23 protein-coding genes are annotated in these 23389 nt (G+C 69.3%); 10 read left to right on the top strand and 13 right to left on the bottom strand.

The genetic code is table 11. The features are described 5' to 3' along the window. Positions 1-57: 57 nt before the first annotated feature. A complete protein-coding gene (locus tag OG407_RS32725; protein ID WP_405863136.1) occupies positions 58-1515 on the top strand; it encodes a catalase in 1458 nt (485 codons plus the stop codon). Positions 1516-1592: 77 nt separating this feature from the next. On the opposite strand, the gene OG407_RS32720 is transcribed toward OG407_RS32725, so the two are convergent. After that, complete coding sequence (locus tag OG407_RS32720; RefSeq protein ID WP_405863135.1) at positions 1593-3920, bottom strand: transglycosylase domain-containing protein; 2328 nt, start codon at positions 3918-3920, stop codon at positions 1593-1595. 235 nt (positions 3921-4155) lie between these two features. Between OG407_RS32720 and OG407_RS32715 the strand changes: the two genes are divergently transcribed. The 5 genes from OG407_RS32715 to OG407_RS32695 all read left to right on the top strand — a co-directional run bounded on the left by OG407_RS32715 (position 4156) and on the right by OG407_RS32695 (position 8973). Next, positions 4156-5082, top strand: a complete 927-nt coding sequence (locus OG407_RS32715) for an SPFH domain-containing protein (RefSeq protein ID WP_365305330.1) — start codon at positions 4156-4158, stop codon at positions 5080-5082. After that, positions 5079-5318: a hypothetical protein gene (locus tag OG407_RS32710; protein WP_403583817.1), complete on the top strand. Its 240-nt coding sequence runs from the start codon at positions 5079-5081 to the stop codon at positions 5316-5318. Before OG407_RS32715 ends, OG407_RS32710 begins: the two co-directional genes overlap by 4 nt. A gap of 105 nt (positions 5319-5423) precedes the next feature. Then, positions 5424-5948 carry a PadR family transcriptional regulator gene (locus tag OG407_RS32705; RefSeq protein ID WP_033286588.1) on the top strand — a complete coding sequence of 175 codons (525 nt, stop codon included), beginning with the start codon at positions 5424-5426 and terminating at the stop codon, positions 5946-5948. After that, the gene (locus OG407_RS32700) at positions 5945-6637 is read left to right on the top strand and encodes an ABC transporter ATP-binding protein (protein WP_405863134.1); all 693 of its coding nucleotides are present in this window, start codon (positions 5945-5947) and stop codon (positions 6635-6637) included. Before OG407_RS32705 ends, OG407_RS32700 begins: the two co-directional genes overlap by 4 nt. Then, positions 6634-8973 carry an ABC transporter permease gene (locus OG407_RS32695; RefSeq protein WP_405863133.1) on the top strand — a complete coding sequence of 780 codons (2340 nt, stop codon included), beginning with the start codon at positions 6634-6636 and terminating at the stop codon, positions 8971-8973. Before OG407_RS32700 ends, OG407_RS32695 begins: the two co-directional genes overlap by 4 nt. Before the next feature lie 43 nt (positions 8974-9016). On the opposite strand, the gene OG407_RS32690 is transcribed toward OG407_RS32695, so the two are convergent. The 4 genes from OG407_RS32690 to OG407_RS32675 form a co-directional block, all read right to left on the bottom strand. Further along, positions 9017-9445 carry a hypothetical protein gene (locus OG407_RS32690; RefSeq protein ID WP_026150674.1) on the bottom strand — a complete coding sequence of 143 codons (429 nt, stop codon included), beginning with the start codon at positions 9443-9445 and terminating at the stop codon, positions 9017-9019. A 4-nt stretch (positions 9446-9449) separates the two neighbouring features. Continuing rightward, complete coding sequence (locus OG407_RS32685) at positions 9450-9809, bottom strand: roadblock/LC7 domain-containing protein (protein WP_328686357.1); 360 nt, start codon at positions 9807-9809, stop codon at positions 9450-9452. 69 nt (positions 9810-9878) lie between these two features. Then, the gene (locus OG407_RS32680; protein ID WP_405863132.1) at positions 9879-10787 is read right to left on the bottom strand and encodes a MarR family transcriptional regulator; all 909 of its coding nucleotides are present in this window, start codon (positions 10785-10787) and stop codon (positions 9879-9881) included. A gap of 177 nt (positions 10788-10964) precedes the next feature. Continuing rightward, entirely contained in the window at positions 10965-11921 is a 957-nt protein-coding gene (locus tag OG407_RS32675) for a LysR substrate-binding domain-containing protein (RefSeq protein WP_405863131.1), read from the bottom strand. A 135-nt stretch (positions 11922-12056) separates the two neighbouring features. Here OG407_RS32675 and OG407_RS32670 point away from each other — a divergent pair, with 135 nt between their 5' ends. Next, positions 12057-12611: a peroxiredoxin gene (locus tag OG407_RS32670; protein ID WP_405863130.1), complete on the top strand. Its 555-nt coding sequence runs from the start codon at positions 12057-12059 to the stop codon at positions 12609-12611. A 6-nt stretch (positions 12612-12617) separates the two neighbouring features. Then, positions 12618-13154 (top strand): alkyl hydroperoxide reductase, encoded by a 537-nt coding sequence (locus OG407_RS32665; protein WP_405863129.1) that lies wholly within the window; start codon positions 12618-12620, stop codon positions 13152-13154. Between the two features lie 58 nt (positions 13155-13212). On the opposite strand, the gene OG407_RS32660 is transcribed toward OG407_RS32665, so the two are convergent. The 5 genes from OG407_RS32660 to OG407_RS32640 all read right to left on the bottom strand — a co-directional run bounded on the left by OG407_RS32660 (position 13213) and on the right by OG407_RS32640 (position 19654). Beyond that, the gene (locus OG407_RS32660; protein ID WP_405863128.1) at positions 13213-14535 is read right to left on the bottom strand and encodes an AI-2E family transporter; all 1323 of its coding nucleotides are present in this window, start codon (positions 14533-14535) and stop codon (positions 13213-13215) included. A 149-nt stretch (positions 14536-14684) separates the two neighbouring features. Continuing rightward, positions 14685-15401 (bottom strand): lytic transglycosylase domain-containing protein, encoded by a 717-nt coding sequence (locus OG407_RS32655; protein ID WP_405863127.1) that lies wholly within the window; start codon positions 15399-15401, stop codon positions 14685-14687. 381 nt (positions 15402-15782) lie between these two features. Then, positions 15783-17108, bottom strand: a complete 1326-nt coding sequence (locus OG407_RS32650; RefSeq protein ID WP_328679518.1) for a PhoH family protein — start codon at positions 17106-17108, stop codon at positions 15783-15785. Positions 17109-17479: 371 nt separating this feature from the next. Beyond that, a complete protein-coding gene (locus OG407_RS32645) occupies positions 17480-18253 on the bottom strand; it encodes an isoprenyl transferase (RefSeq protein ID WP_365305339.1) in 774 nt (257 codons plus the stop codon). Between the two features lie 594 nt (positions 18254-18847). Then, on the bottom strand, positions 18848-19654 hold the full coding sequence (locus tag OG407_RS32640; RefSeq protein WP_405863126.1) for a class I SAM-dependent methyltransferase: 807 nt from the start codon (positions 19652-19654) through the stop codon (positions 18848-18850). 50 nt (positions 19655-19704) lie between these two features. On the opposite strand from OG407_RS32640, the gene OG407_RS32635 reads away from it, so the two are divergent. Further along, positions 19705-20238: a DinB family protein gene (locus tag OG407_RS32635; protein WP_405863125.1), complete on the top strand. Its 534-nt coding sequence runs from the start codon at positions 19705-19707 to the stop codon at positions 20236-20238. 245 nt (positions 20239-20483) lie between these two features. Here OG407_RS32635 and OG407_RS32630 read toward each other — a convergent pair whose 3' ends face one another. Genes OG407_RS32630 through OG407_RS32620 form a run of 3 tightly spaced genes read right to left on the bottom strand, consistent with a single transcriptional unit; the run spans position 20484 to position 22843 of the window. Then, positions 20484-21368 (bottom strand): LLM class flavin-dependent oxidoreductase, encoded by an 885-nt coding sequence (locus tag OG407_RS32630; protein ID WP_405863124.1) that lies wholly within the window; start codon positions 21366-21368, stop codon positions 20484-20486. Between the two features lie 40 nt (positions 21369-21408). Further along, positions 21409-22002, bottom strand: a complete 594-nt coding sequence (locus OG407_RS32625; protein ID WP_405863123.1) for a dihydrofolate reductase family protein — start codon at positions 22000-22002, stop codon at positions 21409-21411. A 55-nt stretch (positions 22003-22057) separates the two neighbouring features. Then, positions 22058-22843, bottom strand: a complete 786-nt coding sequence (locus tag OG407_RS32620; RefSeq protein ID WP_405863122.1) for a prepilin peptidase — start codon at positions 22841-22843, stop codon at positions 22058-22060. Positions 22844-22975: 132 nt separating this feature from the next. Between OG407_RS32620 and OG407_RS32615 the strand changes: the two genes are divergently transcribed. Continuing rightward, positions 22976-23341, top strand: a complete 366-nt coding sequence (locus tag OG407_RS32615) for a DUF192 domain-containing protein (protein WP_405863121.1) — start codon at positions 22976-22978, stop codon at positions 23339-23341. Positions 23342-23389 lie beyond the last annotated feature (48 nt).

Genomic DNA, 23389 nt, shown 5'->3' with positions numbered 1-23389 from the left:
ACTGCTGGGGTACGCGAAGCGAAAGCGACCTACTTTCTTCCGAACAGGAGGACGCTCGTGACGCAGGCACCCCAGCACACTCCGTACACCACGAACAACGCCGGCATCCCGGTGGAGAGCGACGAACACTCGCTCACCGTCGGCCCCGACGGCCCGATCCTGCTCCAGGACCACTACCTCATCGAGAAGATGGCCCAGTTCAACCGGGAACGGGTCCCCGAGCGGGTGGTGCACGCCAAGGGCAGCGGCGCGTACGGCTTCTTCGAAGTCACCAACGACGTCAGCCAGTTCACCCGGGCCGACCTCTTCCAGCCGGGCAGACGCACCGAGATGCTGGCGCGATTCTCCACCGTCGCCGGTGAGCAGGGCTCGCCCGACACCTGGCGGGACCCCCGCGGCTTCGCGCTCAAGTTCTATACCGAGCACGGCAATTACGACATGGTGGGCAACAACACTCCGGTCTTCTTCGTCCGTGACACGATCAAGTTCCAGGACTTCATCCGCTCGCAGAAGCGCCACCCGGCGACCGGGCTGCGCAGCAACGACATGCAGTGGGACTTCTGGACCCTCTCTCCCGAGTCGGCACACCAGGTGACCTGGCTGATGGGCGACCGGGGCATCCCGAAGACGTACCGCCACATGAACGGCTACAGCTCCCACACCTACATGTGGATCAACGGCGCCGGTGAGCGGTTCTGGGTGAAGTACCACTTCAAGACAGACCAGGGCGTCGAGTACCTCACGCAGGCCGAGGCCGACGAGCTGGCCGGGTCGGACGGCGACAAGCACCGCCGCGACCTGCACGAGTCGATCGAGTCCGGGAACGCGCCGAGCTGGAGCCTGAAGGTCCAGATCATGCCGTTCGAGGACGCGGCGGACTACCGCTTCAACCCCTTCGACCTGACGAAGGTCTGGCCGCACGGGGACTACCCGCTGATCGACGTCGGCCGCATGACCCTGAACCGGAACCCGGACGACTACTTCGTCCACATCGAGCAGGCCGCCTTCGAGCCCTCGAACCTGGTCCCGGGCATCGGCCCCTCCCCGGACAAGATGCTGCTGGGCCGGCTGTTCTCGTACCCGGATACCCACCGGTACCGGATCGGCCCCAACTACGCCCAGCTGCCGCCCAATCGGCCGCACTCCCCGGTCAACTCGTACGCCAAGGACGGCCCGATGCGGTACGAGGCGTCCAACGCGGCGCGGCCGTACGCACCGAACTCCTACGGCGGACCGGCGGCGGACTACGGCCAGTTCGGCGACCCGGCGAGCTGGCAGACCGCGGGTGAACTGGTGCGTGAGGCAACGAAGTTGCACAGCGAGGACGACGACTGGGGCCAGGCGGGCACCATGGTCCGCGAGGTCCTCGACGACGCGGCCCGTGACCGCCTCGTCGCGAACATCACCGGCCACCTGAAGGCCGACGTCTCCCGCTCGGTCCTCGACCGCGCCCTGCGCTACTGGCAGAACGTGGACAAGGAACTCGGCGACCGGATCGCCGCGAACTTCGAGTAGCGGTACGGGAGTTCACCCAGCGGTACGAGAGAGGGCGCCCGGCGAAGTGCCGGGCGCCCTCTCTCCGTGTGACCTGGCTACTGGTCGAGCTGGTCGAACGGGTTGTCCGTGTTGTCGTCGCTCGGTGTCACCGGCGGACTGATCGTCGGCGTCGGGGTCGGCGTCGGGGTCGGGGTCGGCGTCGGCGTCGGCGTGGGTGACTCCGTCGACGGGGTCGGCGACGGCGACTTGGTCGTCGGGGTCGGGGACGGCGTCGGCGACGGGGTTGGGGTCGCCGTCGGCGTGAAGTCCGGCTCGACCGCCGCGCCCTGGTCGGTGTCCAGGTCGAACTTGCCGTTCGCCTTGGTCACTCCGAACATGTACGTCGCCCAGATCTGCGCCGGGTAACCACCACCGTTGATACGGCCGGCGCCCGCGGTGATCAGGCCGGTCGCACCGGTCAGCGGGACCTGCTGGCTCGCCTTGCTGGTCCCGGGCGCTCCCTCACCGAACAGGCCCACCGAGGTGACCAGGTCGGGCGTGTAACCGGTGAACCAGGCCGACTTGTTGTTGTCGGAGGTACCCGTCTTGCCCGCGACCTGCTGCCCGTCGCGCTTGCTGTTCTCGGCCACCGACACCTTCGCCGTACCGTCGTCGACCACACCGGTCAACACCGAGGACACCGTGTCGGCGGCCTCCCGCGGGATGACCTGGGCGCCGATCGGGTTCGGCATGGTGACCGTGCGCGTGTTGTGCGCGACCGACTTGATGAGGGCCGGGGTGACCTTCTTGCCGTGGTTGTCGAAGGTGGCGTAGACACCGGCCATCTCCATCGGGCTCGCGCCCATGGTGCCGAGGGTCTGCGCCGGTACGGCCTTCAAGTCGCCGGTGTCCATGCCCAGTTCGCCCGCGGTCTTCAGGACCTTGTCCATGCCGACGTCGACACCGAGCTGCGCGAAGACCGAGTTGATCGACTTGTTCATCGCCGTCTGGACGGTGACCTTGCCGTAGCTCTGGTCGTCCTCGTTCTCCGGCGCGAACCCGATGTCGCTGCCCACGACCGGGCGCTTGCTGGTGCCGTCGTAGAGCGTGTTGGTGGTGATCGTCTTGCCCGACTGCGTCTTGGCCTCGTCGGCCAGGGCCGCGGCCAGGATCACCGGCTTGAAGGTGGAGGCGGGCTGGTAGTCGCTGCGGGTCGCGTTGTTCGTGAAGTGCTTCAGATAGTCCGCGCCGCCGTACATCGCCACGACCGCGCCCGTCTTCGGGTTCACCGACACCGCGCCGGGCTGGACGTTGCCGTCGACCTTGCGCTTCTTGGCGTCGAGCTTGCTGGTCAGCTGGGACTTGACCGACTTCTGCAGCTGGGCCTGCTTCTTCTTGTCGATGTTGAGCGTGATCGTCCAGCCGCCCGCGCTGACCAGCGTCTCGGCGTCCTTGGTGTTGGCAGCCTGCCCCGAGGCGATCAGCTGCTTCTCCAGGGCCTCGTTGGCGGCGGTCACCATGTAACCGGTCTGGCCCGCCATTCCGGCCTCGGCCTTGGGTGCCTTGGGGACCGGGAACGTCATGGCCTCGCGCTTGGTGGAGCTCAGCCAGTCCTGCCCGACCATGTTGTCCAGGACGTAGTTCCAGCGCGCCTGCACCAGCTTCTTGCCGGTGTCGGTCGCGATCGCCCAGTCGTACTGGTTCGGCGCCTGGAGCAGTGCGGCGAGATAGGCGCCCTGCTCGACCGAGAGGTCCTTGGCGTCGACCCGGTAGTAGGCCTGGGCCGCGGCCTGGATGCCGTAGGCGCCGCGGCCGTAGTAACTGGTGTTGATGTACCCGGCGAGGATGTAGTCCTTGGACTTCTCGCGGTCCAGCTTCAGCGAGATGACCATTTCCTTCAGCTTGCGCGTGACGGTCTGGTCCTGCGTCAGGTAGTAGTTCTTGACGTACTGCTGGGTGATCGTCGAACCGCCCTGCGCGCCCTTGCCGGACAGCGTGTTGAGCAGACCGCGGGCGGTGCCCTTGAGGTCGACGCCGGCGTCGCTGTAGAACGTCTTGTTCTCGGCGGCGACGAATGTCTCCTGGACGGCCTTGGGGACCTGTGAGAGGTCGACGTTCTCGCGGTTCACATCGCCCTTGCGGGTCAGGATCGAGCCGTCGCTGTACTTGTAGACGTTGCTCTGCAGCTTCGCGTCGGCGTTGCCCGCGGGGATGCTGATCATCATGTAGAGCACGATGAACGCGCCGATCCCGAGCAGGCAGAAACCGAGGAACGTGCCGAGGATCTTCTTCCAGGTGAAGAGCCTGCGTATGAAGCTCTTGCCGTCCTTGGCGCTCTTGCCTTCTGTCGCGCCCGCGCCGTCCGCCCCCGACGAGCGGCGGGTCTTGGGCGCCGCGCGGTGGCCACCGCGTTGGCGCGCTCGTCTCTCTTCCGCTCGTCCCATGAGTCCGTTCCGCTCCGCTTCGCTCTCTTGTGCTCTGGTGTCACACAGGTTCGCCCGTCAAGTCAGCTCAGAAAGCTAACACCAGGAGTTGTGACAAAGGGCTGTCGATCCGGTCCATTACGGACGTGACAATCAGCACCCGTCCTTATGGAACCGACGTACGAGAGGGGTTGAGGGTTGCCGTACCCGGGTAAAGTGATATCACTTTGATTCAACCAAGCTACGGGGGAACACCATGACCACCGAAGTACCCGCAGACGTACCGGACATGCCCGCCCCACGCGTACGGGAATTCACCGCGCACAGCATCGGCGGCGGACTCGCGCTGATTCTGGGGCTGGCCGGAGTGCTGGTCTCCGTCGGCCTGATCATCACCGCCACCGCGGTCGACGGTGCCGGCGGCAAGGCCGCCCTGATCATCGGCGGCATCCTTCTCTTCCTCGCCTCCGTGACCGCGATGAGCGGGCTCAACACGGTGGCGCCGGGCGAGGCGCGGGTCGTGCAGCTCTTCGGGCGGTACCAGGGGACGATCCGGCGGGACGGGCTGCGCTGGGTGAACCCGTTCACCTCGCGCACGAAGATCTCGACCCGCGTCCGCAACCACGAGACCGCGGCCCTCAAGGTCAACGACGCCTACGGCAACCCGATCGAGCTCGCCGCGGTCGTGGTCTGGAAGGTCCGCGACACCGCGCAGGCCACCTTCGAGGTCGACGACTACACCGAGTTCGTCGCCACCCAGACCGAGACGGCCGTACGGCACATCGCCATCGAGTATCCCTACGACGCCCACGACGAGGGCGGGCTCTCGCTGCGCGGGAACGCCGAGGAGATCACCGAGAAGCTCGCCGTCGAACTGAGCGCCCGGGTCGAGGCGGCCGGTGTCCAGATCATCGAGTCCCGCTTCACGCATCTCGCGTACGCGCCCGAGATCGCCTCGGCGATGCTCCAGCGGCAGCAGGCCGGGGCGGTCGTCGCGGCCCGGCGGCAGATCGTCGACGGCGCGGTGGGCATGGTCGAGGCGGCACTGGCCCGGATCACCGAGCAGGACATCGTGGAGCTGGACAACGAACGGAAGGCGGCCATGGTCTCCAACCTCCTCGTGGTGCTCTGCGGGGACCGGGCGCCGCAGCCCGTGCTGAACACGGGCACCCTGTACCAGTGACCGAACCTTCCGAGGCCTCCGAGGCGAAGCGCCGGCCGCAGCAGCGCAAGCAGGTGCTGCTGCGGCTGGACCCTGCGGTGTACGAGGCGATCGCACGGTGGGCCGGGGACGAACTCCGGTCCGCGAACGCGCAGATCGAGTTCCTGCTGCGCAGGGCGTTGGCGGAGGCGGGACGGCTGCCCGGTGAGGCGGGCCCCATCCCCCGTCGCGGTCGGCCACCCGCGCCACCTCAATGACAGAACCGTGACAATCGGCTCCCACCTGCACGGCAGTACCCCCCGCCATGATCTACACACCGTGCGTATACACACCGGGTATACCCCGTGTGTAGAGTGCTCCGCATGTCCATCGGTCACACCCTTCTGGGGCTCCTGGAGTCCGGCCCGCGTCACGGTTACGACCTGAAGCGGGCCTTCGACGAGAAGTTCGGTCACGACCGGCCGCTGCACTACGGCCAGGTCTACTCGACGATGTCCCGCCTGCTGAAGAACGGTCTCGTCGAGGTCGACGGGATAGAGGCGGGCGGCGGTCCCGAGCGCAAGCGGTACGCGATCACCGACGCCGGGATCACCGACGTACAGAAGTGGCTCGCGACGCCGGAGAAGCCCGAGCCGTATCTGCAGTCGGCCCTCTACACCAAGGTCGTCCTCGCGCTGCTGACCCACCGGAACGCGGCCGAGATCCTCGACGTGCAGCGCTCCGAGCATCTGCGCAGCATGCGGATCCTGACCGACCGCAAGCGCAAGGGCGATCTCGCGGATCAGCTGATCTGCGACCACGCCCTCTTCCATCTGGAGGCCGACCTGCGGTGGCTGGAGCTCACCGCCGCGCGCCTCGACAAACTCGCCGAGGTGGTGGCCAAGTGACGACACATCCCGCCGGTTCCCTGCTCGCGGCCCAGGAGCTGCGCAAGGCCTACGGGCCGACGACCGCGCTGGACGGCGCGGAGTTCTCCATCCATCCCGGCGAGGTCGTCGCCCTGATGGGGCCCTCCGGGTCGGGGAAGTCGACGCTGCTGCACTGTCTCGCCGGGATCGTGCCGCCCGACTCGGGCTCGATCACGTACAACGGGCAGGAGATGGCGACCATGAGCGACGCCCAGCGCAGTGCGCTGCGCCGCTCGGAGTTCGGGTTCGTGTTCCAGTTCGGCCAGTTGGTGCCGGAGCTGACCTGCGTCGAGAACGTGGCCCTGCCGCTGCGGCTGAACGGCACGCACCGCAAGGAGGCCGAGCGCGCCGCGCTGAGCTGGATGGAGCGGCTTGAGGTCGACGACCTCGCCAAGAAGCGGCCCGGTGAGGTCTCCGGCGGGCAGGGGCAGCGCGTCGCCGTCGCCCGCTCGCTGGTCACCAGCCCGCGGGTGCTGTTCGCCGACGAGCCGACCGGCGCGCTCGACTCGCTCAACGGCGAGCGGGTGATGGAGCTGCTCACCGAGGCGGCCCGGTCCACGAACGCGGCCGTCGTGCTGGTCACGCACGAGGCGCGGGTGGCCGCGTACTCGGACCGCGAGATCGTCGTACGGGACGGCAAGTCCAGGGACATGGAGCGCGTCGTATGAACGTGCGTCAGTGGTCGGCCGATCTGGCCATGGGGGTGCGGTTCGCCTTCGGCGGCGGGCGTGAGGGCTGGGTGCGGGCCGTACTGACGGCCGTCGGCGTCGGGCTCGGGGTGGCGCTGCTGCTGCTCACCACCGCACTGCCGAACGCGCTGTCCGAGCGGGACGCGCGCGGCAACGCCCGGATGGACTTCACGTACAGCGGGAAGCTGCTGCCGAAGGCGGACAACACCGTCGTCGTCGCGGACACGGACACCACGTTCCGCGCCAAGGACATCCGCGGCCGGCTGCTGGAGCCCGAGGGCACCAAGGCACCGTTGCCGCCAGGGGTCGCGACGTTCCCCGCGGTGGGCGACATGGTCGTCTCCCCCGCGCTGGACAAGCTGCTGAGGTCGGACTCCGGGAAGCTGCTGCGCGAGCGGCTGCCCTACCGGATCGCCGGCACCATCGCGGACCGGGGACTCATCGGGCCCGCCGAACTCGCCTACTACGCGGGCGGTAAGGGACTGGAAGGGCGTCAGTCCGGCGGCAGCGTCGAGCGCATCAACTACTACGGGCCCTCCCCGGGCAACCAGCCGGACAAGCTGGACCCGGTGCTGCTCCTGCTGATCCTGATCGTGTTCGTCGTGCTGCTGCTGCCGGTCGCGGTGTTCATCGCGGCGGCCGTACGCTTCGGCGGCGAGCGCCGGGACCGGCGGCTCGCGGCCCTGCGGCTGGTCGGCGCCGACGGGCGGATGGCCCGCCGGATCGCGGGCGGCGAGGCGCTCGCGGGGGCGCTCCTCGGGCTCGTCTTCGGCACCGGATTCTTCCTGGTCGGGCGGCAGTTGGCGTCCCTGCTGGACGTGCGGGACATCAGCCTGTACCCCAGCGACCTCAACCCGTCGCCCGCGCTCGCCCTGCTCGTCGCCGTCGCCGTACCGGCCGCGGCCGTGCTGGTGACACTGCTCGCGCTGCGCGGGGTCGTCATCGAGCCGCTCGGTGTGGTCCGCAAGGCGAAGCCGCCGCGGCGCCGGCTGTGGTGGCGGCTGCTGCTGCCGCTGGCCGGCCTCGCGATGCTCTACCCGATGATGGGCAAGGGCGACTCCAACGGGAACTTCAACCAGTATCTGGTGACCGGCGGCACGGTCCTGCTGCTCGTCGGCGTCACCGCGCTGCTGCCCTGGGTCGTCGAGGCCACCGTGGCGCGGCTGAACTCCGGCTCGGTGTCCTGGCAACTCGCCGTCCGCAGGCTCCAGTTGAGCAGTGGTACGGCCGCCCGGATGGTCAACGGCATCGCGGTCGCGGTGGCCGGGGCGATCGCCCTGCAGATGCTGTTCTCCGGCGTCCAGGGCAGCTACACCAAGCCGACCGGCAACGATCTGAACCGGGCCCAGATGGAGGTCTCCATCGGCAGCGGTACCTCGCTGGCAGACGCCGACCGGAACATCGCGGGGACCAAGGGCGTGAGCGGTACGTCGGCCATCTCGCAGACCACGGTCGGCGACCGGGCGAAGAACCCGAACGACGAGCTGGGAGTGACCGTCGGCAGCTGCGCCCAACTGCGCGCGGTGGCCCACCTGACCGCCTGCCGCGACGGTGACGTCTTCCGGATCACCAGCACCGACAGCGGGACCGTCGCCATGACGAAGCGGCTGTCCAGGGCCGGCAGAACGGTGTACTTCGACCCGTCGTACGACCAGACCCCGGCCACCCCGGCCACCTGGAAGGTACCGGCCGGGGTGAAGACGGCGACCCCGCGCGAGGACCCGACCGGCTACGCGCGCGACGGGCTGCTGATCACCTCCGGCGCGCTGCCCGCGAGCGCGGTGAAGGGCCTGGAGCAGAAGGTGTTCGTCACGCTCGACCCGTCGGTGGCGGACGCGACCGACCACGTACGGAACACCGCCGCGACGATGGACCCGCTGGCGGACGTGTTCACCCTGGCGAGCAACGACGTGTCGCCGCAGTTCCGTTCGATCCGCACCGGGCTGTTCGTCGGCGCCACCTGCGTCCTGCTCCTCATCGGGGCGAGTCTGCTGGTGTCGCAGCTGGAGCAGTTGCGGGAGCGCAGGAAGCTGCTGTCGGCGCTGGTCGCCTTCGGCACCCGGCGGCGCACGCTGAGTCTGTCGGTGCTGTGGCAGACGGCGATCCCGATCGGCCTCGGCCTGGTGCTGGCCACGGTGGTGGGGCTGACCCTGGGCGCGGTGCTGCTGAAGATGAGCGCCACGGCGATCCGGATCGACTGGTCGAGCGTGCTGGCCATGACCGGAATCGGCGCGGGGGTGGTCCTGGGGGTGACCCTGCTGAGCCTGCCGCCGCTGCTGCGGATGATGCGGCCGGACGGGCTGCGCACGGAGTAGGGCCTGTCCCCGGCCCGTCCGCGACCCGTCCGCCCGCCCGGTGTCAGAGTCCGTACTCCCGCACCACGCGCCGGACCTGGGCGAAGAGCATGCCCACGTTGACGGACTTGCGGCAGACGACCACGGCGACGACGTCCTGTTGCTCGGTCATCCGCACGAACAGATGGGTGAGGTTCTCGCTGTTGACGAGGATCTCCTGGAAGTAGTGGTGGTCACTGGTGATCCCGCGACGCTCTTTGAAGACGTCCTCGATCATCGCGACCGTCCGGCCCTGGAACAGGTCGAGGGTCGCACCCGCCAGCAGGTCGAGGACCTCTGGCGGGTGGTTGTCGATGGTCTCGTACGACAGCAGCATGCCGGTGGACATGTCGACCACACCCGAGGCCACACAGTCGGGGGCATCGGTACGGAGGGTTTTGACCAGGCCCATCACCTGGTCGGAGAATCCTGGGGTCATACGTTTTGTCGCCATCCCTTCACACTCCTTCTGACGCCTTCTCCGTGAGGATCGACTCGATCCGGTCGAGCGTCGGCCGGGCCGCGAGGTGCAGCCGGTCGATGTCCATCCCCTCGTCGCCGAGCACCACCATCAGGGCGGTGTCGCCGACGGCGTAGGTCGCGGCGCAGCCGTGACTGCCGTACGTCACCGTCTGGCGCAGCGTGCCGCGGCCGGTGGCCTCGGCGGTGCGCCGGGCCAGGCCCAGGCCGGCCGCGGCCAGCGCGGCGAGGCCCTCCGGGTCGATCGTGTCGGCGGTGTCGGCCGCGATGAGCAGCCCGTCGGCCGCCGTAAGCGCGGTGTCGGTGATACCGGTCACCTTTTCCCGCAGTTCGCGCATTTCCAAAGTCAGGGCTTTGTGATCCACTTACTCAACTCCCCTAAAACTGATCGCATGTGTCCATCGGGGTCATTTCCAGGTTCCGTTCCGCAGGCGGAAGAACCCTTTCCAGCCCGCCCCGCTCTTTTCGGGGACGAGAGTCTCGGTGATACCGCTGGCGCCCGGATTGCGCCGGGGCAGCTCGGTGGGTGCGGTGAACTGCGGTGGCGCGGGCGCCGGTTGCTCACGACGGCGTACGACGGGCGCCTCGGCCGGCACCCGGACCGCGATCGGCACGGGGGTGTCCGCGCACTCCAGCAGCCCCTCGGCGAGCATCCGCGCGACCTCGGCGGTGACCGGGTAGACCCCGCGCCCGGCACGGAACGCGAGATCGCGCGCGGTACGGCGGCCGTCGACATGGGCGAGCAACTCCCGTTGCAGCAGCCCGAGTCCGGCCTCGTCGAGAACGTACGCCGGGGGCCGCGGGCGTTCCCGGTCGGGCCGTACGGGATACGGCAGCGCGGCGATCGCGGCGGCCTTCCGGGCCGCGTCCTGGAGCAGCCGGGACGAGGGCTCGCCGAGCGCGACGGGGGCGAACGGCCGCTCGTCCGGGGCGAGTTCACAGTCGTCGACGTCTCCGGCGACGACCGCGAAGGCCGCGTCGTGGAGGGCCAGCACACACACGATCCGCAACTCGGCGGCGCCCGCGTACCCGTGGGCGACCAGCCCGTCCAGCGGCCAGCGCGTGCCGCCCGACTCCCGTACCAGATCGGCCCATTGCTCGCCGCCGACCCGGCCGGAGCGCAGCAGCAGCGCCTCGGGCCCCGGAGCGCCGGGACTCTCCACGGCCACGACGAGTCCGCCGCGCAGATGGAAGGTGCCGCCGGGTCTGCCGGACACCCGCAGTCCCCCGGTGAACTCCTCGCGCCCACAGGTCGCGAGAGCCCGCGCGAGCAGGTCGTGACCGACCCGGCCGAGGGAATCCCGAATGCCCGACATCACTCCCCTAGGCTTTTCGTACACGCAACTGACGTGTAGCGCTGAGGGGTGAAGGTGTATCAGTCCGCGCGCATATTCCGGACGGGTTCTTCCTACCTGCCTGCGGGTGACGGAAGTTGAGAATTCCCGCCGTTCGATTTCCTTTGTCCGACGCTCATTTGACCGAACGGGGGCGGGTCAGTTGCCGGTTCCCAACACCCTTACGGGCAGGGGTCGCAGGGCTTCGCGGAGGGCGGCGGCCAGTTCCTGGTACTCGGCGCGGCGGGCCGCGCCGGTGCGCATCGCGAGGGCGATCCGGCGGGTCGGGGCGGGCTCGGTGAAGTAGCCGGTGAGGAGTTGGTCGCTGCGGGTGGTCTCGACGCGCACGGCGGTACGCGGCAGCAGCGTGACCCCGAGCCCGCCGGCGACCAGCTGCACCAGGGTGGACAGTCCCGCCGCGGTCGTGGTCACCGGGGCGTCCGCCCGCCCCGCCTCCCGGCAGATGTCGAGGGCCTGGTCGCGCAGGCAGTGCCCCTCGTCGAGCAGCAGCAGGTTCAGCTCACGGAGCGCCTCGCGCGGGATGCCGGACCGGCCGCCGAGCGGATGGCCGAGCGGGGTGACGAGCACGAAGTCCTCGTCGAACAACGGGAGTTCGACCACGCCGGGCACACCGAGGGGCACGGCGAGCAGCAGCAGGTCGAGGCGTCCGGTGGTCAGCCCTTCCAGCAGGTTCGCGGTCTGCTCCTCGTGCACCTGGAGGTCGAGGTCCGGGTACCGGTCGTGCACCAGCCGCAGCACGGTCGGCAGCAGATACGGCGCGACGGTCGGGATGACCCCGAGCCGCAGCGCCCCGGTGAACGGCGCCCGCACCGCCTCCGCCTCCTCCAGCAGCGCCACGACCTCCTCCAGCACCGCCTTCGCCCGTACGGCGAGCCGCTCACCGGCGGGCGAGAGGAGCACCTTGCGGGTGGTGCGCTCCAGGAGGGTGACGCCGAGGGTCTCCTCCAGCGCGGCGACGGCACCGGAGAGGGCGGGCTGGCTCATGCCGATCGCGGCGGCGGCGTCCCGGAAATGGAGGTGCTCGGCGACCGCGGAGAAGGCGCGCAGCTGCGCGAGGCTGGGCTGGCGCCTCTTACTCGTATTACTAACGGTCACTGATAACCGCCTCCGATCAACACGACCCAGTGTAGCTATTTCCACAATCAATGCACGTTGTGCCAGGATCAGGGCCGACCAACCCACGAGAAGCACCCATTCCGCTTGGGTGTTTCTCCGCTGCAAGGAGTGCGTGTGCTCACTGTCGGTGACAAGTTCCCGTCGTTCGATCTGACCGCCTGTGTCTCGCTGGAGAAGGGCCAGGAGTTCCGGCAGATCGACCACAAGACCTACGAGGGCAAGTGGAAGATCGTCTTCGCGTGGCCCAAGGACTTCACCTTCGTGTGCCCCACCGAGATCGCCGCCTTCGGCAGGCTGAACGACGAGTTCGCCGACCGTGACGCCCAGGTGCTCGGCTTCTCCGGCGACTCCGAGTTCGTCCACCACGCCTGGCGCAAGGACCACGACGACCTGCGCGACCTGCCGTTCCCGATGCTGGCCGACTCCAGGCACGAGCTGATGCGCGACCTCGGCATCGAGGGCGAGGACGGCTTCGCCAAGCGCGCGGTGTTCATCGTGGACCAGAACAACGAGATCCAGTTCTCCATGGTGACCGCGGGCTCGGTCGGCCGTAACCCGAAGGAGGTCCTCCGGGTCCTCGACGCGCTCCAGACGGACGAGCTCTGCCCGTGCAACTGGACCAAGGGCGACGACACGCTCGACGCGGGCGCGCTGCTGGCCGGGGAGTGACCTGACATGTCACTGGACACCCTGAAGTCCGCCATACCGGACTACGCCAAGGACCTGAAGCTCAACCTCGGTTCGGTCATCGGCAACTCCGACCTGCCGGCGCAGCAACTGTGGGGCACGGTCCTCGCCACGGCGATCGCCTCCCGATCTCCCCTCGTACTGCGGGAGTTGGCGCCCGAGGCGAAGGCCGCGCTGTCGCCGGAGGCGTACACGGCCGCCAAGTCCGCCGCCGCGATCATGGCGATGAACAACGTCTTCTACCGGACGCGTCATCTCCTGTCCGACCACGAGTACGGCACGCTCCGCGCCGGGCTGCGGATGAACGTGATCGGCAACCCCGGGGTCGACAAGGTCGACTTCGAGTTGTGGTCGTTCGCCGTGTCCGCGATCAACGGGTGCGGGATGTGTCTCGACTCGCACGAACAGGTGTTGCGCAAGGCGGGTGTTGAGCGCGAGGTGATCCAGGAGGCGTTCAAGATCGCGTCTGTGGTTCAGGCGGTGGGGGTCACGTTGGAGGCGGAAGCGGTTCTGGCCGCCGTGTGATTTCGGCTCTCCGTCCGTCTCGCCGGGGGCTTCGCCTGAGGGCGGAGCCCCCAGGGCTTTACGGTTCCGGGTTCGGCCTCGGGGTGGCTTCCGGCGTCGATGACACCGCCGTAGCCCCCCGCGGCTTCGGGGACAGGCTCGACGCCGGTTCCTGGGAGTACGACTTCAGGTAGCTCACCACCGTGTTCAGCACCGCCACCAGCGGCACCGCCACGACCGCTCCGCCGATACCCGCGATCATCCCGCCCGCGGCGACCGAGAGGACCACCGCGAGGGGGTGCACCCGGACCGCGCGGCCCAGGATGAAGGGCTGGAGGATGTGGCCCTCGATCTGCTGGACCGCGAGGACCACCGCCAGGGTCATCAGGGCCGTGAACACGCCCTGGGTGACCAGCGCGACGACGACCGCCAGCGCGCCGGAGGCCACCGCGCCGACCAGCGGGATGAACGAGAACAGGAAGATGAAGACGGCCAGCGGTACGGCCATCGGCACGCCGAGGAAGTAGATGCCGACGCCGATGCAGACCGCGTCGATGAAGGCCACTATCACCGTGCCGCGGACGTAGGCCGTCAGCGTGCGCCACGCGCGAGGACCCGCGCCCGCCATCGCCGGCCGCGCCGCCGCGGGCACCAGCTTCAGCGACCACTGCCAGATGCGCGGGCCGTCGTAGAGGAGGAAGAGGGTCGAGAAGACCGTCAGGAGGATGCCGGTCAGGGCCTCGACGATGACCTGGACGCCCTCCAGGCCGGCCGAGGTGATCTGGTCGGTGTTGGCGCCGATGGCCTCGCGGAGGTTCTTCGCGATCTGGTTGATCTGCTTCTCGGTGACGTGGAACGGGCCCTTGAGCAGCCAGTTGCGCAGGTCGTCGACGCCGTTCTGGACCTGGTCGGAGAGGTTGTCGATGTTCGCCATGACCTGCCAGGTCACGAACCAGCCGATCAGCCCCATCACGACGAAGCCGAGGATCGCGGTGAGCGCCGTGGCCACCCCGCGCGGAAGGCCGTAGCGGATCAGGCGGGTCACCGTCGGCTGGAGCAGGGCCGTGATCAGGAGGGCGGCGACGAAGGCCAGGACCACCAGTTGGACGGCGCTGATGACCCGCATCAGGACCCAGACCGTGCCGGCCAGGATCAGCAGCCGCCAGCCGGCCTCCGCGGCGACCCGCACTCCCCAGGGCACGGCGAGCGCCGGCTCGGGGCGGTCACGGGCGATGACGACGGGTACCGGTACGGGCTGCGGGGGTTGGAGGTCGTCGGCGGGCGGTTCGGGCGCGGCCTCGGCGTGTTCCTTGGCCACCTCGGTGCGGCGCTCGTCCAACCGCTCCCCCATCTCGCTCAGTCCGGCGCCGACCTTGCCGAGCCATCCTGGTACACGCGACATGAATTGTCCTCTTCCCCCGTCTTGCCCCACTACTCCCCCCTGGAGTCGCTGCGAGTCCGACCGTACAGGGCGAAGGCCCCTCCCCCTATGACGGGGAGGGGCCTCGTGGGGTTGAGCGAACCGGAACGGACTCCGGTCCCGTGCCTGCTCTAGTACCAGCTGTTCGCCTGCCAGAAGGACCAGGCCTCGCACGGGCTGCCGTAGCGGCTGTCCATGTAGTTGAGGCCCCACTTGATCTGGGTGGCCGGGTTCGTCTGCCAGTCCGAACCGACCGAGGACATCTTGGAACCGGGCAGGGCCTGGAAGAGGCCGTAGGCGCCGGAAGAGGCGTTGACCGCGCGGTAGTTCCAGCTGGACTCGTGGTCCACGATGTTGCTGAAGCACTGGTACTGGCCGCTGGGCACCATGGAGGCGGCCATCGACTGGATCTGCGCGACCGTGTAGGAGCCCTGCACGGGGAAGCTCGACGAGGAGCTGCTTGCCTTGGCGGACGCGGCCTTCGCCGCGGCCTTCTCCTTGGCTGCCTTCTCCGCCTTCTCCGCAGCCGCCTTCTTGGCGACGGCGGTCTTGGCGGCGGCCAGGCGGGCCGACTCCTCCGCGTCCTTCTTGGCGCTGGCGTCGGCCTGGATCGCCTGGGCGTCGGCCTGCTGCGTCAAGGAGGCGGTCTGTACCTGGGCCTGCTGGCCCGTGGGGATGTCCGCCAGGAGCGTGGTGTCGGCTGCCGTCGTCTCGGCGTCATTGTTCTGCGCCTGTGCGACGCTGCCCGAGGCAACGCCTACGACGCTTCCGACGGCGGTGACCGCGGTGGCCGAAGCCACTGCGAATCCCCGGACCGAAATCCGGCTCACACGGTGTCCTTCCAGCATCGTCCGCTTCGGTGACCCTGGCGGACGCAATCGTGCCCCTGAACGCTGGCCTCCCAACTACGGGGTCACGGGAGGCACGGGCCCGGTGGGCAACTCCCGCTCGGGGAGCGCCGCATGGAGAGCGGGCGGCATACGACTTCGCTGTGGAGTTGGCTGTGATGCTCAAGTGGTGCGTACCGCTGGGGGTACACGTGTGTCGTATGCGGGGCCTGACAGGAATGAGACTCTGCCGTAACCGGACGCCGGGTGGCAATTCTGAGTTGCGTGTGAAAGCTCACATCCCGTTTGCCCCACGGGATTTGGAGAAACAGCAAGACGCCGAAGCGCCGCCCCGCTAAGCTCATCGGCTTTACGGAGCGGCGCCAACTGGCCTGTACTACCTCAGATTTGGCCGTCCTCCAGCATTTCGGTCACAAGCGCCGCGATCTGGGACCTCTCGGACCTCGTGAGGGTCACATGCGCGAAGAGCGGATGACCCTTCAGCTTCTCCACCACGGCGACGACACCGTCGTAGCGACCGACCCTCAGGTTGTCCCGCTGGGCCACGTCGTGGGTGAGGACCACCCGCGAGTTGGCGCCGATCCGGGACAGGACGGTCAGCAGGACGTTCCGCTCCAGGGACTGCGCCTCGTCCACGATCACGAACGCGTCGTGCAGCGAGCGGCCGCGGATGTGGGTGAGCGGCAGGACCTCCAGCATCCCGCGGGCGGTGACCTCCTCGATGACCTCGCGGCTGGTGACCGCGGACAGCGTGTCGAAGACCGCCTGGGCCCAGGGGCCCATCTTGTCGGCCTCGGAGCCGGGCAGATAGCCCAACTCCTGTCCGCCCACCGCGTACAGCGGCCGGAAGACCATCACCTTCTTGTGCTGGCCCCGCTCCAGGACCGCCTCCAGGCCCGCGCAGAGCGCGAGCGCGGACTTGCCGGTGCCGGCCCGGCCTCCCATCGACAGGATCCCGATGTCCGGGTCGAGCAGCAGATCCAGCGCGATGCGCTGCTCCGCGCTGCGGCCCTTGATGCCGAACGCCTCCCGGTCGCCCCGTACGAGGCGGACGTTGCCCTCGGCCGTGACCCGGCCCAGCGCCTTGCCGCGCTCGGACTGGATCGTGAGACCGGTGTGCACGGGAAGATCCGCGGCCTCCGGGACGTAGATGTGACCCTCCTCGAAGAGGATGTCCACCTGTTCGCCCGGCAGGGTCAGTTCGGACATTCCGGTCCAGCCGGAGGAGCCCGTGATGGCGAGCTCCGCGCGGTACTCCTCGGCGAGGAGTCCGACGGAGGATGCCTTGATCCTGAGCGGAAGGTCCTTCGACACGACGGTGACGTCGTACCCCTCGGCCTGCAAATTGCGGGCGACCGCGAGGATGCGGGAGTCGTTGTCCCCCAGGCGATAGCCGCTGGGCAGCACGCTGGGGTCCGAGTGGTTGAGCTCGACCCTGACGGTGCCGCCGAGTTCCCCGATCGGGATGGGGGCGTCGAGGCGACCGTGCCGGACGCGGAACTCGTCCAGCATGCGCAGGGCCTGCCGGGCGAAGTAGCCGAGTTCGGGATGGTGCCGCTTGGCCTCCAGCTCTGTGACCACGACGATCGGCAGCACGACTTCGTGCTCGTCGAAGCGGTTCAGTGCGTTCGGGTCGGCCAGCAGAACGCTGGTGTCGAGAACATAGGTGCGCCGGTCAGGCATGCGGCGCTTTGTGCTGGTCACCACGGAAGGACGTACCCCCTCGGAAGAGGTCGGGGAGCGACGGAGAGGAGCTGGACCGGTCCAGGCCGCGATGCGCGGGCCGAGAACCGGCCCTCCGTCTCGCCCGTACTGACCGCACGGTCGAACTGGTGCAAAGGGCCTCCCGGGCGGACGGCCCCGTGCCGTCCGCTGAGATACGACACCCGTGGTTCGGGCGTCGACCTGCTTGGCTTATGCCCTCGAACATGCGCCGCCATGCCACGGCATATGACGGCGCCCTGGTGAACTCCTTGTTACTTACGTCCCAAGGGGGGTGGTACCGGGGTTCTGTCCGTCATTCGCCGTAGCGGCCCGATCCTCCTCCGCTACGGCCGTCACGCGCCGTAGCGGCCTCTTCATCCGCCGTAACGCCGGTGTCGCGCCGCGTAGTCACGCATCGCGCGCAGGAAGTCGACCTTGCGGAAGGCCGGCCAGAAGACTTCACAGAAGTAGTACTCGGAGTGGGCCGTCTGCCAGAGCATGAATCCGGACAGCCGCTGCTCGCCGCTCGTGCGGATCACCAGATCGGGGTCGGGCTGGGCACCCGTATAGAGGTGCTTGCCGATGAGGTCGACGTCCACGTGCTCGGCGAGCTCCTCCATGGAGGTGCCCTTGTCGGCGGCGTCCAGGATCATCGAGCGGACCGCGTCGGCGATCTCCTGGCGGCCGCCGTAACCGATGGCGCAGTTGACGAGTATCCCGTCGACGTGCGCGGTGGACTCCTCCGCCTCCTTGAGGGCGGACTGCATCCCCGACGGCAGCAGGTCGAGGGTGCCGACGTGGTGGACGCGCCAGCGGCCGTCCGCGGCGAGGGAACTGACGACGTTCTCGATGATGCCGAGCAGCGGGCCGAGTTCTTCCTGGGGGCGGTCGAAGTTGTCCGTCGACAGCAGCCAGAGCGTCACGACCTCGACGTCCGTCTCGCTGCACCAGCCGAGGAACTCCTCGATCTTGTCGCCGCCGGCCTGGTGCCCCTGGACGGTCGTGGAGCCGGCTGCCTTCGCCCAGCGCCGGTTGCCGTCCATGATGACGCCGACGTGCTTGGGCACCTGAGCGTGGTCGAGATGGCCTCCCACCCTGCGTGCGTAGAACCTGACCAGCAGGCGGCGCAGGGTGTCGCGCAGGTTCACGTGTTGTCAGCCCCTCCGTGGATGGCAGTCCCCGGCGTCGAAGCCTACCCCCGCTGGAGCCCTGTTCCCCCAAGGGGTGTCTGGGCTCATCCCGGTTCGGCACGAAGGTCGGACCCGGCCGATGTGCGGACGGTCACCGCACGGCACAAAAAAATCGGGCCGGTCCGTGGGGGGGATACGGACCGGCCCGAGGGGGGGTTTCCACCATAACCCTTCGTAAGTGATGCTGCGTGCATCAGCGCGCCACAACTACTCTCCGAAACCGTCCGACGACGCGTCAGGGGGTGCGGAACCCCCGATTCCGGCCCTGATCATGGCCGATTCACAGCGGATTCCAAGGAGAACGTGGAGGTTTTCCGCCGACTCCCGGCGTGTCGCTCTCAGGGGTGACGCCGTCAGCGAACGTCCACTTGACGGGGCAGGGCACCGCGCGGCCCCCTCCACCGCACGGTGCCGACCGTGCGGCTTTGCTCACGCGAATTACCTTGGTCTGAACTTACGTGAGGTGGCGGGCGGGATGCGAGTGGATCCCGATAACGATGTGGAAAACCTGTGTACGTATGGGGGACATGAAGTGAGGTCGCCCTGTGCGTCTCATCCGGTCGGCCTGCGGATGTCGAAGAGGTGGCGGGCGCTGTGGGTCACGAACGGGCCCGTGGCCTCGATCTGCTCGTGCAGGGCACGGAGTTGGGGCTCGTAGGCCTCGACCGTGAAGTCGGGGACCATCCAGATCACCTTGCGCAGGAAGTGCACGACGGCCGCGATGTCGTAGAACTCCATGCGCAGCCGCTCGGTGCGGAGTTCGACGATCTCAAGCCCCGCCGCCTCGGCGCCGGCCCGTTCGCGTTCGGGGTCGCGGGCGCCGCTCACGGCCTCCGGCTGGGGGCCGAGGAAGTGCTCGACGAGTTCGAAGGCGCTGCGGGGGCCGACGTGCTGGGCGAAGTACGTGCCGCCGGGGCGCAGGACGCGGGCGATCTCCGGCCAGTGGGCGCGGACCGGGTGGCGGCTCAGGACGAGGTCGAAGGCGGCGTCGGCGAAGGGCAGCGGGGCGTCCTCGGGCACGGCGACCACCACGACACCGCGCGAGCGGAGCAGTTCGGTGGCCTTGGCGACGTTCGGCGGCCAGCCCTCGGTGGCGGCGACGAGCATCGGGGGCTGCGCGGCGGCCCGGCTCAGGGCGAAGTCGAAGACCTCCCCGCCCCCGGTCTGGACGTCCAGGGCGGTGGTCGCGCGCGAGAGCCGGTCCCCGGCGGAACGCGCGTACCCCCACGAGGGCCGCGCCTCGGTGGCCCGGCCCTCGAACCAGGAGAAGTCCCAGCCCTCGGTGGGAACGGCGACGCCTTCCGCCACGAGATCCTCGAAGCTGCCCGTACCGCTCGTGCTGCTCCCGCTGTTGTCCATGGGGCGATGGTCGCAGGGCGTTGTCAGTGGGCGCTGCTAATTTCCGAAGCATGGCCAACGACGGAAATACGGGTGCGGACAACGGGGATACGGGGCCGCCGTACCACGGCGACGAGAAGGCGACGCTGCGCGCGAGCCTGGACCGGGTCCGGGACGCGGTGCTGTGGAAGCTGGACGGGCTGGACGAGGAGCAGGCCAGACGCCCGATGACACCCTCGGGCACGAGCCTGCTCGGCCTGGTGAAGCATCTGGCGTCGGTGGAGTACGGCTACTTCGTGGAGAGCTACGGCCGCGAGGTGGAGCCGCTGTGGTTCGACGCGTACCAGGGCGAGGACATGGCCGCGGGCCCGGACGAGACGACCGAACAGATCGTCGCCTTCTACGGCCGTGCCCGCGCCGCCGCCGACCGCACGATCGCGGAACTGCCGCTGGACGCGGTCGGCCGGCCGCCGTGGCGCGAGCACTCCGTGTCGCTGCGCTGGGTGCTGGTCGAGCTGATCGAGGAGACGGCGAGACACGCGGGGCACATGGACATCGTGCGGGAGTTGATCGACGGGGCGGCGGGGGATCATCGGCCGGGGTAGCTGAGCGGCGGAGCTTTTCCGGCGTAGCCGGCTGTCGGGGTTGGCAGGTTGGCAGGTCTGCGGGCCGGTGGGGGCTGGTCGCGCAGTTCCCCGCGCCCCTGGGGGGGATGTCAGCGGCGCTTTTTGAGTGTGCGGGGAGTGGTTCTGGCTGTGTGCTTTTGTCTGCGGGGCGGCGGAGGCTGGTCGCGGCGGGGCGGCGGGGCCAACAGTTCGTGGGCGTGGGCGACAACTCGTGGGCATGGGCGTCAGGGGATGAGTGTCCTGACCTCCTCCGCTACCTCCTCGGCCGCGAAGCGTACGAAGGCCTCCGGGTCGGGTTCGTCGCCGGTGGGCTGGAGGATCACCGTGTCGGCGCCGGCCTCCGCGAGGCGCTGGACTGCCTTCGCGACGGTGGCCGCGTCTCCGGCGACACCGAGGTCGGGCACCGACTCCACGCCCTCGTCGGCGAGTTCGGCGCGCAGGCGGGCGGCGGCGTCGGGACCGGTGGCGGTGAGGAGATAGACGACGACCTTGTGCGGCTCGGTGCGGCCGGCCGACTCCCGCCCCTCGTCGATGAGTTGACGGGCCCGGCGGACGCCGTCCGGCGGGGTGCTCGCGGTGAGGATCGTGCCGTCCGCCGCCGCACCGGAGAGGCGGAGGGTGCGCGGTCCGGTGGCACCGGCGAGGATCTCGACGGGGCCGGCCGGCGGCCAGTCGAGGGCGACGTCGTCGAGCTTGACGTACCGCCCGTCGGTCGTGAGGCGCTCCCCGCGCAACAGGGCGCGCAGCGCGTCGAGATGCTCGCGCAGCAGGGTCACCGGGGACTCGACACGCGCCCCGACCTGCCCCATCCAGTCCTGCACGCCGTGCCCGACGCCGATGATCGCGCGCCCCGGGAACAGCCGGTCCAGCGTGGCGACTTCCATCGCGGTGATGGCGACGTTCCGCAACGGCACCGGCAACAGCCCTACCCCGACCCGCACTTGATCGCTCCACGCGAGCGCCGCGGCGGCGGCCGAGATCCCGCCCTCCCGGAAGCAGTCCTCCCAGAGCCAGAGCTCTTCGAGCCCCGAGGCGTCGGCGAGTCGGACTACGGCTCGCAGTCGCTCGGGCGGAAGTTGGGGACGGAATACAGCGCCGAGTCCGGTCATGGGTTCTTCCTACCTGGGGAGAGTGCCGTGGACAACAGGTTTACGCCTGGCCGGAGTTGGGGTCGACGTTCGCGCGCTCGTAGCGCAGGAGGACGACCCCGTTGCCGAAGGTGCGGGACTCGGTGAGGCGGAGCGGGGTGCGGGTGTCGGAGACGGGGAACATCGGCTTGCCGCGGCCGAGGAGGATCGGGTTGACGTACACCTTGATCTCGTCGACGAGGCCGAGGCGGAGGAAGGTCGCGGCGAGGTCGGCGCCGCCGAGGCCCAGGTCTCCGCCGGGCTGTTGCTTGAGGGCCAGCACCTCCTCGGGGACGACCTCGGGCACGACGGTCGTGTTCCAGTCGGCGGGGCCGCTGGGCAGGGTCCGCGAGTACACGATCTTCGGCATGTCCCGCCAGATGCGGGCGAACTCGGCGATGACGGCGGGGGCGTCGGGGTCCGCGTCGGCGGTGGGCCAGTAGTCGGCCATGAGTTCGTGGGTGACGCGGCCGTCGACGAAGGCACCCATGTGTTTGAGGGTGTCGTTCATGTGCTGGTGGAGTTCCTCGTCGACCATGTGCCAGTCGATGTCGCGGTCGGGGCCCTCCATGTAGCCGTCGAGGGACACGGTCATCATCAGGCTGATCTTCCGCATGCGTGCACCGCCTCGTTCGTGGCCGGCCCCGCCCGGCGCCGGGTCCACCACCGTCTCACGCGACCGCGAACGCTCCCAGCACCACACCGGTGAACGCTCCCCCGAGCATGAACGGCCCCAGCGGGATCGCCGTCTTACGGCCCGCCCGGCGCAGGGCGACCATGCCGAGGCCGTAGACCGCGCCGTACAGCACCCCCGCGAAGGCGCCCGTGACGAGCACCGGCCAGCCGTACCAGCCGAGGGCCGTGCCGAGGCCGAGGGCGAGTTTCACGTCGCCGAAGCCCATGCCGGAGGGGTTGATGAGGTAGAGCACCAAGTACGCGGCGCCGAGGGCGAGTCCGCCGAGCAGGGCCGTGACCCAGGAACCGGCGTCGGCGGGGAGCGCGGCCGCGATGCCGAGGAGGGCGAGGGTGGCCGCGGCGAGCGGGAGGGTGAGGACGTCGGGGAGGCGGTGGACCCGGAGGTCGACCAGCGCGAGGAGGACGGCGACGGGGGCGGCGAGCAGCCAGACGGCGAGTTCGGGGCGGGGGCCGGTGGCCGCGGCGAGGGCCGCGCAGACGAGGGCGGTGGCGGCGGACACGGCGGGGGTGCGGGGGCCGTAGGGACCGCAGGCGGTGGTGATGGGCTGCGGGCCGCTCGTGTCGCTGGTGTCGGTGGTGTCGGTGGTGCAGCGGGCCCGGCCGAGCCAGCCGTCGAACGGGCCGGTGATCGGGTGGCCGTCGGGGCACTGCCCGTTCCAGGGTTCCTCAGGGTCCACGGAGAGTCGGTGGGCGGCGCGGGGCAGCAGGAGGCCCGACCACGCGCCCCACAGGGCACCCACGACGATCAGAATCAGGCGCACGCGGGGACGATATCGAGTGGGCGACGGTCGGGGCATGGGTCCGTGGGCCCATGTCGGGCCTACTCCCGTATGGATACGGTCGGTTGACTCGGTTCACACCGGTTCCGAGGTGGCGCAGGAAGGTGACCTGACATGGGACGACGCTGGAGTGATGGGCGCGGGAAGCTGATCGTGCAGGGCGCCGCGGGGACGGTCGCCGTCCCGCTGGAGCTGGCGACCTCGTACCGGGCACGCACGAAGGGGCTGCTCGGCCGGGACACGATCGACGGCGCGATGCTGCTCTCACCGGCGAGCAGTGTGCACACGTTCCGGATGCGGTTCCCGATCGATGTGGCCTACCTGGACCGGGACTTGAAGGTCATCGCCGTCCACACGATGAAGCCGGGGCGGCTGGGGTTGCCGCGGTTGCGGTCCCGGCATGTGTTGGAGGCGGGGGCGGGGGTTATGGCGGGGTGGGGGGTCGAGGCGGGGGTTCGGGTGGGGGTGGAGACGGAGTAGGGGGGCGGGCGGGGTAGGCGGTAGCAGGAGTAGGCGGTAGGCGGCTTC

Origin of the sequence: Streptomyces sp. NBC_01515, from assembly GCF_045040345.1 — a bacterium.
Classification (GTDB): Bacteria; Actinomycetota; Actinomycetes; order Streptomycetales; family Streptomycetaceae; genus Streptomyces.
The sequence above is the reverse complement of the archived record's forward strand: the minus strand, read 5'-3'. Positions and strand labels throughout refer to the sequence as shown.